This window comes from Sphingomonas bacterium (genome assembly GCF_903643065.1).
In the GTDB taxonomy this organism is placed as follows: Bacteria; Pseudomonadota; Alphaproteobacteria; order Sphingomonadales; family Sphingomonadaceae; genus Sphingomonas.
The window spans coordinates 1-9,739 of record NZ_CAHJWX010000032.1; the positions used below are offsets into that span (position 1 = coordinate 1).

Consider the following 9,739-nt stretch of genomic DNA (forward strand, 5'->3'; position numbering starts at 1 on the left):
GGCATCGTCGACACCTGGAACGAGAATGTCTGGCTCGCCTCGCGCGGCGGCGGCATCGGCACCTATTGGGGCAATGTGCGCGGCATCGGTGAGCCCGTCGGCCTCAACGGCAAGACCAGCGGCATCATCCCCTTCGTCCGCGTGATGGACAGCCTCACGCTCGCGATCAGCCAGGGCTCGCTGCGGCGCGGCTCGGCGGCCTGCTACCTCGATATCAGCCATCCCGAGATCGAGGAGTTTCTCGAAATCCGCAAGCCGTCGGGCGACTTCAATCGCAAGGCGCTCAACCTCCACCACGGCGTGCTGCTGACCGACGCGTTCATGGAGGCGGTGCGCGCCGGGTCGGAATGGCACCTCACCAGCCCCAAGGACGGCTCGATCCGTCAGACGCTGGACGCGCGCTCGCTGTTCCAGAAGCTGGTCGAGACCCGGCTCGCGACCGGCGAGCCGTACATCATCTTCGCCGACCACGTGAACAAGGCGATGCCCAAGCACCACCGCGATGTCGGGCTGAAGGTCTCCACCTCCAATCTCTGCTCGGAGATCACGCTGCCGACGGGGCGCGATCATCTGGGCCGGGATCGCACGGCGGTGTGCTGCCTGTCGTCGCTCAACCTGGAAACCTGGGAGGAGTGGAAGGACGCCGGCTCCTTCATCGAGGACGTGATGCGCTTTCTCGACAACGTGCTGACCGATTACATCGCGCGCGCCGAGCCCGGGATGGAGCGCGCCGCGTACAGCGCGGGGCGCGAGCGCTCGGTGGGGCTGGGCGTGATGGGCTTCCACTCCTTCCTGCAGGCGCGAGGGCTGCCGTTCGAGGGCGCGCTCGCCAAGGCGTGGAACCTGCGCATCTTCAAGCACATCAAGGCGCAGGCCGACGAGGCCTCGATGCAGCTCGCGATCGAGCGCGGTCCCTGCCCCGACGCCGCCGATCAGGGCGTGATGGAGCGGTTTTCCTGCAAGATGGCGATCGCGCCGACCGCGTCGATCTCCATCATCTGCGGCGGCACCAGCGCCTGCATCGAGCCGATCCCCGCCAACATCTATACGCACAAGACGCTGTCGGGGAGCTTCTCGGTCAAGAACCCGTATCTGGAGAAGCTGCTGATCGAGAAGTCCAAGAACTCGGACGCGATCTGGAACTCGATCCTGGAACGGGGCGGCTCGGTCCAGCATCTCGACTTCCTGGCGGCGGACGAAAAGGACTGCTACAAGACCAGCTTCGAGATCGACCAGCGCTGGATCCTGGAACTGGCCGGCGACCGCACGCCCTATATCGACCAGGCGCAATCGCTCAACCTGTTCATCCCCGCCGACGTCGAGAAATGGGACCTGCTGATGCTCCACTTCCGCGCCTGGGAGCTGGGCATCAAGTCGCTCTACTACCTACGCTCCAAGTCGGTGCAACGTGCCGGCTTCGCGGGGCAGGAAGGCCAGCGTGGCGTCGAGGCGGACAACACGCTCGCCCCGCCCGTCTTCGCGATCGGCGAGACGACGGATTACGACGAGTGCCTTGCGTGCCAGTAGCCGCTTGATCGAAGGGAGGGGTGAGGCTCACCCTCACCCTTTCCACCGGCCGGGCCAGCGGGCCCCTTCCCTCTCCCAATGGGAGAGGGAAACAGCTCGCGAAGCGAGCGAAAAGGGTGAGGGTGACGTGCGGACCTATCAAGACCAACCATCAGGAACCGTGGATGAACTCCGCCGCCTCCGCCGCGAGGCACCCGCGCCTGAGCGCCAACTGCTCCGTGCCCTCAAGGAGTCGTTCCCGCACCTGAAATGGCGACACCAGACGCCGGTCGGTCCGTTCAAGCCGGACATCCTGTGCTTTTTGGAGAAGCTGATCATCGAGGTGGATGGCGACACGCATACCGCGACCGGTAAGCAGGATGCGAACCGCACATGCTTCCTGAGACGCGAGGGCTATCGCGTGCTGCGCTTTACCAACGCCGACGTGATGGGCAACATCGATGGCGTCATCGCCACCATCTCCCTCTCCCTGTGGGAGAGGGAAGGGCCCCACTCGCCGCAGGCGAGTGGGAAGGGTGAGGATGAGCTATGGAAGAGCGAGCCAGCCACAGCCGGCTCACCCTCACCCTTCCGCCGCGCAAGCGCGGCTCCCTCCCTCTCCCAAGGGGAGAGGGAAAGGTGACCTTACTCCGTTTCCTCGAACGTCAGCGCGTTCGCGCCGGTGGCGCTCAGCCGCACCTTGCCGTCCTCGATCTCGGCGACGAGGCCCAGCGCGATGTAATGATGCTTCTGCCCCTCGCCGCCTTCCGCCGACGGGCTGTCGTTCTTGGTCAGCTTGATGCGGTCGCCCTCGACCTTGTCGACGGTGCCGACATGCGTGCCGTCCGCGCCGATCACCTCGGCATGTTCCTGGATCTGGGTGGCGTCGACCATGTGCGTTCTCCTGTGATGGGGTCGGTTGCGGAACGAGCGCATGCCGGAATGGATGCATGACCTGGCAGGTCATCATCATGTACACGGTCGCGGGCCTGCTCGCGCTGGTCGGCGCCGGCCTGCTGCTGCTGCTCGTCCGACCACAGGGTCCGGCGGCGGTTTACGTCTATCGCATGGCCGGCATCATGGCGCTCGCCGCCGGCCTTGTCCTCGCCTTTTCCGCTCATGCCATGCAGGTGTGGAGCGCTTCGTGATCCCGCTCGTTTTCAATGTTCAGGAGTAACACCCATGTCCCTTCTCGAAGCCCGCAAGCAGTACAAGCCGTTCGAATACCCTTGGGCATTCGATTTCTGGAAGCGTCAGCAGCAGCTTCACTGGCTGCCCGAGGAAGTGCCGCTGGGCGAGGATTGCCGCGATTGGGCGCAGAAGCTCAGTCAGCACGAGCGCAACCTGCTCACCCAGATCTTTCGCTTCTTCACCCAGGCCGATGTCGAGGTGCAGGACTGCTATCACGAGAAATACGGCCGCGTGTTCAAGCCGACCGAGATCAAGATGATGCTGACCGCGTTCAGCAACATGGAGACGGTGCACATCGCCGCGTACAGCCACCTGCTCGACACGATCGGCATGCCCGAGAGCGAATATGGCGCCTTCCTCGATTATGCCGAGCTGAAGGACAAGCACGACTACATGCAGAATTTCGGCGTCGACAATGACGAGGACATCGCGCGCACGCTCGCCATGTTCGGCGGCTTCACCGAGGGCGTGCAGCTGTTCGCCAGCTTCGCGATGCTGATGAACTTCCCGCGCTTCAACAAGATGAAGGGCATGGGTCAGATCGTCACCTGGTCGGTGCGCGACGAATCGCTGCATTGCGAGGGCATCATCAAGATGTTTCACACTTTCTGTCAGGAGCGGCAGTGCCTGACCAAGGCGGTGAAGGACGACATCGCCGACGTCTGCCAGACGACGATCCGGCTGGAGGACGCGTTCATCGACCTCGCCTTCGAGATGGGTCCGGTCGAGGGGATGAAGCCCAAGGACATCAAGAAGTATATCCGCTTCATCGCCGACTGGCGGCTGGGCCAGTTGGGCCTGAAGCCGATCTACATGATCGACGAACACCCGCTGCCCTGGCTCGCGCCGATGCTCAACGGCGTCGAGCATGCCAATTTCTTCGAGACCCGCGCGACGGAATATTCCAAGGCGGCGACGCGCGGCCAATGGAACGAGGTCTGGGCCTCGTTCGACAACCGTCGCAACGCCAAGGTCGCCCCGGCGGCGAACGAGGACGAAGGCGATCGCGGCGCGGACATGTTCGCGCAGGCGGGCGTGGCGGCGGAGTAAGGAGGGGGCGAGGCCGGCGCGTCCGGCCTCGCTACGCCCGATCCAGCGGCGGGTAATTTCGCGCGGTGTGCACGATGGTCAGCATGTCGTCGCAGACCCGATCCGGTACGCGATGTGCAGACTCTGCGCGATCGGCGCTGTCCTACAAGCAGAACCCTGTATAGCTGCGCCGGCTCCTCTCACCCAAGGAGCCCGACATGAAGCCCGCCAAGCACGCCCGCGACGACGCCGACGCGCCCGTCGCCCGCATGACCGACGATCAGCACCGCGCCTATTGGGGCACCCACCTCGCCCGCGCGCGCGCCGAAGCCGATCCCGACGCGTCCTTCGTCGCCGAGCCCTACCAAACGGTCGAACTGCGCCGCCGCCGCGACGGGTGGACGGCGGAGCGGCAGCGGCTGTTTCTCGGCACCCTCGCCAACACCGGCTCGATCGCGCACGCGGGGCAGGCGGCGGACATCACGCCACGCTCGGCCTTTCGCCTGCGCAATCATCCGAAGGGCGAGGCCTTTGGCCGCGCGATGGACGCTGCGCAGATGACGGCGGCGAAGCGGCTGCTCGGCATCGCGTTCGAGCGCGCGATCACCGGCACGCCGCGCCAGGTCTGGCGACAGGGCCGGATCGTCGCGGAATCGTCGGTCCCGTCCGACCGGCTGCTGATGTTCCTGCTCCGGCATCTCGCCCCCGACCTGTTCGGCGCGGACGCGGATCCCGCGCAGCGACACCAGCGGATCGAGGCGCTCCAGGGCAGCTTCGCGGACGCACTGGCGGCGCTGACCGACACGGATGTGGTCGCCGACCTGCTCGACGCGGATGATTACCGACCGCAACCACCGATGACGGAACAGGCGTGAGCGGCGACGAAAGGTCGCACACCACCCCTCGTCGGCGTGACTTTCCGGCTCACCGCGGCCGCTCCCGCTCCGCCGCGTCGGGCCTGCCCCGCCGCACGGGCGCTGAGAAGTCCGGCGGCTTGTCGGCGATCCAGCGCAGGAAGCGGGCGACATCCTCTCGCGCGCGCAGCGCCGCCGGGTCGGCGTAGCGGCGTGCCAGTTCGGCGTTGGGGACCAGCGCGTGGATGGTGCGGTGGCAGATCGGGTGGACGGGGGCGGTGACGCGGCCGCCCTCGCTCTTGGGGACGAGGTGGTGCCATTCCACGCGCGTCCCCAGCGGCCGCTCGCACAATGCGCAGCGCTCGACAGCGGCGGAGCGCTCGACCAGCGCCGCCGCCTGCGCCAGCCCCGCCTTGCGTTTCACCTTCCCGGCCATGGCGGTGATATAGGGTGGATCGGGTTCAGAGGAGGCGCGAAGGCACGGAGAAAGGAAGCGGTCGCGAGGTCCCGTAGCCTGCCGCGAAGCGGCCTTCAGGCATCGACGATCAGCGAGGCCGACCGCTGACACGGTCGGGCCGGTACAAGCGTAAGCCCTTCACCTTTCGCGGGTTCGCACGAACCCTGCCGTTCTTCCTCTCCGCGTCTCCGCGCCTCCTCTGAACCAACTTCCTCGCGCCTTCGTGTAAACACTTCCGTCCGGCCGTTAACCGCGATGCGTCACCGCCTGACAACCCGAGCCGGCGCACGGCCGCGTTATGTCTCGCCTGTTCCGCAGCCGCTGGGCGGCGCTGCTCTGGGCGGCCGGCATCTGCTGGACCGCCTACGACGTCGCCGCCAGCCAGCCCGCCACGCCGGCCAACGCCGCCGCGCCAGTCGACGCCACTGGCGAGCCGGTCGAAGGCGCGGCGCTGGCGGTCCTCGCCAACGCCGCGCCGTGAACGGCTGACGTCCCGCTCACCCGTTCGTCCCGAGCGAAGTCGAGGGACAGATGATGTCTCGACGTCGCTCGACCCGAACGGGTCGAAGCGAACCTTAGAAGTGGAACACCAGCCCCGCCGCCGGACGGAAACTGTCCGCCTGGCCGAAGGTCGATACCTCCAGCCGCAGCCGCACGCCCGCGCGGCCGGTCAGGCCGCCTAGGCCAACGTCCTTCGGCCCCACCTCGACGCCCGCGCCATAGGTGATGTCGTGGTAATCGCGCTTGGTGTTGCCGCCGTTGCGCAGATGGTCGAAATTGACCCATTCATAGCCGACCTTGCCATAGAACAGCCCGCTGTCGCCGACGCGCAGGCCCGCGCGGCCGGCCGCGCCATATTCCCAGTCGATCGCGCCCGACACGCCCTTGGCGGCGTTGCCCTCGACGCCGACAAACACCGGGCCGAGCGGCAGGTTGACGCCGGCGATGCCCGTCACCTCCGAGCCCTCCAGCCCGTTCTGACGCGGGATGCCGGCGCGCGCCTTGTTGTCGAAGCCCTCCCAGCCGCCGAGCACGGCGACGTACGGGTCGATGCCGAACGCTTTGGAACCGTCGGGCGCGGTCGCTTCGCCGGGGGCGGGGGCGCCGGGGCTGTCCTGCGCGAGCGCGGGGGCAGCAGCGGTCGCGGCCGCGAACGCGGCCACGAGGGAAAGGATACGCATGAAGAAAAACCCTTGGATGGTGACAATCGCTGGCGAACGTCACACCGTCGCCAGGGACCGTCCCAACCGACCGGGCGGCGGCGAGTTGCGTGACGATCGCGTCACCGGCGCAAGTCGGGCCCGACTGTGTCCCCGCCGCAACGCTTTCTTGCGGCGGGTTAGCAAGATCAGGGAGCGCCGCGGCTCAGGGCCGGGTCGCCACATCGTCGGCGTCGTCCGCCTCGTCGTCCTCGTCCTCGGTGTCGAGCTCGTCGCCGTCCTCGAACTTCTCCTGCGCGTCGTCTTCGTCCTCGTCCTCGGCATCCATCGCGGCCGTGTCGTCGACCTCGCCGACCTCGTCGTCCTCCATGTCCAGGTCGCCCACGTCCTCGTCTTCCAGATCGCGGCCAAGATCGGGGTTGAGGTCGGTCAGCAGGTTGCCGTCGGACGGCCCGTCGCGCGTCGCTTCCAGGATCTCGGCGCGCTGGCTCTCGTCATAGCCTTCCTCGTCATACCCGTCATCGCCCGTGCCCAAGCCCTTGACCTGATCGCCGCCCATGCTCGCCTCCTGTGATGTCCAGCGCGAACGGAGGGCGCGGGCTCGGGTTCCGTGCGAGACCGGCAGGTCCGGGGTGACGGCGCGAACGCGGCGGCGTAAGCGACAAACATGCTCGATACCCCGCTCGCCCCCGACACAGCCCCCGACACGGCCCCCGACACGGCGGAGGTTCCCGCCCTGTCGCTCGCCGACCAACTCCGCGATCCCGATGCGTTCGCCGCCGCGCTGGGCGCCTCGTTCCGCCGCTTCGGCTTCGCGGTGGTGCGCGACCACGGCGTCGCCCAGGACCTGATCGACCGCGCCTGGGAACAGACCGCCGCGCTCTTCGCGCTCCCCGACGAGGAGAAGCGCCGCCACTTCATCGCCGGCGGCGGCGGCGCGCGCGGCTACACCCCGTTCAAGACGGAGATCGCCAAGGGCGCGCACCAGGTCGATCTCAAGGAGTTCTGGCATGTCGGCCGCGAGCTGCCGGCCGGCCACCGCTTCGCCGACTCCATGGCGCCCAACGTCTGGCCCGCACGGCCGGAGGGCTTTCGCGAGACCTTCGTCGAGCTGTTCGCTGCCTTCGACCGCGCCGGCGACCAGCTGCTCTCCGCCATCGCCCGCCATCTCGGCCTCGCGCCGGACTGGTTCGATCGCGCGGTGGCGGACGGCAACTCGGTCCTGCGCCTGCTCCATTACCCGCCGATCGCGCCGGACGCGCAAGGGGTGCGGGCGGGGGCGCACGAGGACATCAACCTCATCACGCTGCTGCTCGGCGCCGATGAGGCGGGGCTGGAGCTGCTCGACCGCAGCCAAGAAACGGAAGTTGGCGGCCGCTGGCTCGCGATCAAGCCGCCGGCGGGCGCGATGGTGGTCAACGTCGGCGACATGCTCCAGCGGCTGACCAACCACGTCCTGCCCTCCACCACCCATCGCGTGGTGAACCCCCCGCCCGAGCGGCGCGGCCATTCGCGCTACTCGATGCCCTTCTTCCTCCACCCCGCGCCCGACTTCCTGATCGAGACGCTGCCGGGCACGGTGACGGCGGACAACTCGAACCGCTACCCGACGCCGATCACCGCGCACGATTACCTGCACGAGCGGCTGGTCGAGATCGGGCTGGTCAAGAAGTGAGCGTCAGCGCGGTTTCGACGGCATCGTCGGTAATGGCCCCGCGTCGGGGTTGATTAGCGCCTTGCCGACCTTGACGAGGACGGTCACCGGATCGCGCCCACCACCATAGCCGTATTGAGCTGCTTCAGCCTTGCCGCAACGGCGCTCGCCGGAAAATATGCCGCATGGCGCAACTGGCGTGATCGCGGCCAATCCGCTGCCTGAGTCCGCGCGCGGACCTTGCGGTTCAGACACCGGATCGCGCTTTGCTGGCAGCGGCAAACGATACCGATCGCGATTATTTCCGCAGACGATGACATCCGCGCTCTGCCCCGATGGACACGGCTGGTGCGTGATGCTTTCGATCGGCCGCAACGCGGGGGAAGGATCTGCCGCCTGTGCAAGCAGCACCAAGCTCAGCACGATCAGCTCACCCGAACCCCCGCTCCAGATACCGCATCGCCAGCGCGCAGTGCATCGCCACGCCCGTCGCCATCGCGCGCTCGTCGATCGTCATGCGGGTGTTGTGGAGCGGCGGGTTGGCCCGGTGGTCCGACCCGTCGAGCGCCACCCCCAGGAAGGCCATCGCGCCGGGCACCTGCTGAAGCACGTAGCTGAAGTCCTCGCCGCCCATCATCGGCACGGGCATCCGCTCCCAGCCGGTGCCGACCGTCCCCGCCAGTTCCTCGATCAGCGCGGTCGCGCGCGGGTCGCACGATGTCACCGGATAGCCCTCGTCCAGCCGGCACTCCGCCGTGCAGCCATGCGCCGCCGCGACGCTCTCCACGACGCGAACGAAGCCGGCCCTCGCGCGAGCCCGCGTCTCGGGTGACAGCGTGCGCAGCGTGCCCATCAGCTCCACCGTCTCGGGGATGATGTTGTGCGACGAGCCAGCATGGACCTGCGTGATCGTCAGCACCGCCGGGTCCGCGACTGGGATCGTGCGCGCGATCATCGCCTGGAGCGCGCCCACCACCTCGCAGGCGGCGGGGATCGGATCGATGCAGTCGTGCGGCATCGCCGCGTGCCCGCCCCGGCCCTGGATCGTCGCTGACACGGTATCGGTCGAGGCGAGCAGCGGCCCCGCGCGGCCGACGAAGACGCCGGCGGGCGCATTGGGCGTGATGTGCAGCGCGAAAGCGGCATCCGGCCGGGGCCCGTCCAGCAGCCCGTCCGCGATCATCTCGCGCGCGCCGTGATGGCCCTCCTCGCCGGGCTGGAACATGAACATGACGGTGCCGGGCAGCTCCTCGCGGCGTGCCGACAGCGCCTTCGCCGCGCCGACTAGCATTGCGGTGTGTGCATCGTGGCCGCAGGCGTGCATCCGGCCCGGCGTGCGGCTGGCGAAGGCGAGGCTCGTCTCCTCCGTCATCGGCAGCGCGTCCATGTCGCCGCGCAGCAGCACGGTGCGCGTGTTGCTCCCCTGCCTCACCCGCCCGCCGCGCAGGATCGCGACGAAGCCGGTGGTGCGCGTCGAGTCCCGGATCTCCAGCGGCAGGCCGGCGAGCGCCGCCTTCGCCTTCGCCGTCGTCGCGGGGCAGTGGAGCCCCAGCTCGGGCTCGGCATGGATCGCGCGGCGCAGCGCGACGACGTCGTCCAGCCCGGCCTCGCCGATCGAGGTCCAGTCGGCGGCGGTGTCGAGATCGAGGGACATGGGCGGCCTTTCGCGGTGAGCGCCCCGCCTCCTACCGTCCCCGAAACAGGTTGCCCAGCACCCCGCGCACCACCGAGCCCAGCACATCGCCGCCGCCACCGCCACCGCCGCGTCGACCGCGTCCACCGCCCAGCACCGCGCGGCCCAGCTCGTTGGCGACCTGCCGGCCGATCGATGAACTCGCGGCGCGCACCGCGGAGGTCATCGCCCGGTCCTGCCAGCTGTTCGCCTTGG

General features: G+C 68.3%; 13 protein-coding genes and 1 pseudogene. 7 read left to right on the forward strand and 7 right to left on the reverse strand.

What is annotated here, in order from left to right; translation table 11 throughout:
- A partial coding sequence (locus HUU95_RS02290; RefSeq protein ID WP_174278614.1) for a ribonucleoside-diphosphate reductase subunit alpha occupies positions 1-1,527 on the forward strand: 1,527 nt, incomplete at its 5' end.
- 127 nt (positions 1,528-1,654) lie between these two features.
- The gene (locus HUU95_RS02295) at positions 1,655-2,149 is read left to right on the forward strand and encodes an endonuclease domain-containing protein (RefSeq protein ID WP_174278615.1); all 495 of its coding nucleotides are present in this window, start codon (positions 1,655-1,657) and stop codon (positions 2,147-2,149) included.
- 2 nt (positions 2,150-2,151) lie between these two features.
- On the opposite strand, the gene HUU95_RS02300 is transcribed toward HUU95_RS02295, so the two are convergent.
- Positions 2,152-2,400, reverse strand: coding sequence for a DUF2171 domain-containing protein (locus HUU95_RS02300; protein WP_174278616.1), 249 nt, complete (start codon positions 2,398-2,400; stop codon positions 2,152-2,154).
- A 56-nt stretch (positions 2,401-2,456) separates the two neighbouring features.
- Between HUU95_RS02300 and HUU95_RS02305 the strand changes: the two genes are divergently transcribed.
- The 3 genes from HUU95_RS02305 (at position 2,457) to HUU95_RS14420 (ending at position 4,601) form a co-directional block, all read left to right on the forward strand.
- Positions 2,457-2,654, forward strand: coding sequence for a hypothetical protein (locus HUU95_RS02305; protein WP_174278617.1), 198 nt, complete (start codon positions 2,457-2,459; stop codon positions 2,652-2,654).
- A gap of 34 nt (positions 2,655-2,688) precedes the next feature.
- Positions 2,689-3,747 carry a ribonucleotide-diphosphate reductase subunit beta gene (locus tag HUU95_RS02310; RefSeq protein WP_174278618.1) on the forward strand — a complete coding sequence of 353 codons (1,059 nt, stop codon included), beginning with the start codon at positions 2,689-2,691 and terminating at the stop codon, positions 3,745-3,747.
- 197 nt (positions 3,748-3,944) lie between these two features.
- The gene (locus tag HUU95_RS14420) at positions 3,945-4,601 is read left to right on the forward strand and encodes a hypothetical protein (RefSeq protein ID WP_254602573.1); all 657 of its coding nucleotides are present in this window, start codon (positions 3,945-3,947) and stop codon (positions 4,599-4,601) included.
- Between the two features lie 49 nt (positions 4,602-4,650).
- Here the strand turns inward: HUU95_RS14420 and HUU95_RS02320 are convergent, their stop codons facing one another.
- Positions 4,651-5,004 carry an HNH endonuclease gene (locus HUU95_RS02320; RefSeq protein ID WP_254602574.1) on the reverse strand — a complete coding sequence of 118 codons (354 nt, stop codon included), beginning with the start codon at positions 5,002-5,004 and terminating at the stop codon, positions 4,651-4,653.
- 331 nt (positions 5,005-5,335) lie between these two features.
- On the opposite strand from HUU95_RS02320, the gene HUU95_RS02325 reads away from it, so the two are divergent.
- Positions 5,336-5,518 (forward strand): hypothetical protein, encoded by a 183-nt coding sequence (locus HUU95_RS02325; protein WP_174278619.1) that lies wholly within the window; start codon positions 5,336-5,338, stop codon positions 5,516-5,518.
- 94 nt (positions 5,519-5,612) lie between these two features.
- Here the strand turns inward: HUU95_RS02325 and HUU95_RS02330 are convergent, their stop codons facing one another.
- Entirely contained in the window at positions 5,613-6,218 is a 606-nt protein-coding gene (locus HUU95_RS02330; protein WP_174278620.1) for an outer membrane protein, read from the reverse strand.
- 184 nt (positions 6,219-6,402) lie between these two features.
- Entirely contained in the window at positions 6,403-6,756 is a 354-nt protein-coding gene (locus HUU95_RS02335; RefSeq protein ID WP_174278621.1) for a DNA primase, read from the reverse strand.
- 108 nt (positions 6,757-6,864) lie between these two features.
- Here HUU95_RS02335 and HUU95_RS02340 point away from each other — a divergent pair, with 108 nt between their 5' ends.
- On the forward strand, positions 6,865-7,872 hold the full coding sequence (locus HUU95_RS02340) for an isopenicillin N synthase family dioxygenase (RefSeq protein WP_174278622.1): 1,008 nt from the start codon (positions 6,865-6,867) through the stop codon (positions 7,870-7,872).
- A gap of 3 nt (positions 7,873-7,875) precedes the next feature.
- On the opposite strand, the gene HUU95_RS02345 is transcribed toward HUU95_RS02340, so the two are convergent.
- The 3 genes and pseudogenes from HUU95_RS02345 to HUU95_RS02355 form a co-directional block, all read right to left on the reverse strand.
- Positions 7,876-8,274 (reverse strand): hypothetical protein, encoded by a 399-nt coding sequence (locus tag HUU95_RS02345; RefSeq protein ID WP_174278623.1) that lies wholly within the window; start codon positions 8,272-8,274, stop codon positions 7,876-7,878.
- A 7-nt stretch (positions 8,275-8,281) separates the two neighbouring features.
- Entirely contained in the window at positions 8,282-9,505 is a 1,224-nt protein-coding gene (locus HUU95_RS02350) for a M20 metallopeptidase family protein (RefSeq protein WP_174278624.1), read from the reverse strand.
- Positions 9,506-9,536: 31 nt separating this feature from the next.
- Positions 9,537-9,739, reverse strand: a pseudogene (locus tag HUU95_RS02355) (ATP-binding protein); the annotation flags it as partial.

What these genes read in the sequence shown, in the direction of transcription:
- HUU95_RS02300 (WP_174278616.1), bottom strand. Translation starts at nt 2,400, where the DNA reads ATGGTCGACGCCACCCAGATCCAGGAACATGCCGAGGTGATCGGCGCG.
- HUU95_RS02305 (WP_174278617.1), top strand. Translation starts at nt 2,457, where the DNA reads ATGACCTGGCAGGTCATCATCATGTACACGGTCGCGGGCCTGCTCGCG.
- HUU95_RS02310 (WP_174278618.1), top strand. Translation starts at nt 2,689, where the DNA reads ATGTCCCTTCTCGAAGCCCGCAAGCAGTACAAGCCGTTCGAATACCCT.
- HUU95_RS14420 (WP_254602573.1), top strand. Translation starts at nt 3,945, where the DNA reads ATGAAGCCCGCCAAGCACGCCCGCGACGACGCCGACGCGCCCGTCGCC.
- HUU95_RS02325 (WP_174278619.1), top strand. Translation starts at nt 5,336, where the DNA reads ATGTCTCGCCTGTTCCGCAGCCGCTGGGCGGCGCTGCTCTGGGCGGCC.
- HUU95_RS02330 (WP_174278620.1), bottom strand. Translation starts at nt 6,218, where the DNA reads ATGCGTATCCTTTCCCTCGTGGCCGCGTTCGCGGCCGCGACCGCTGCT.
- HUU95_RS02335 (WP_174278621.1), bottom strand. Translation starts at nt 6,756, where the DNA reads ATGGGCGGCGATCAGGTCAAGGGCTTGGGCACGGGCGATGACGGGTAT.
- HUU95_RS02340 (WP_174278622.1), top strand. Translation starts at nt 6,865, where the DNA reads ATGCTCGATACCCCGCTCGCCCCCGACACAGCCCCCGACACGGCCCCC.
- HUU95_RS02350 (WP_174278624.1), bottom strand. Translation starts at nt 9,505, where the DNA reads ATGTCCCTCGATCTCGACACCGCCGCCGACTGGACCTCGATCGGCGAG.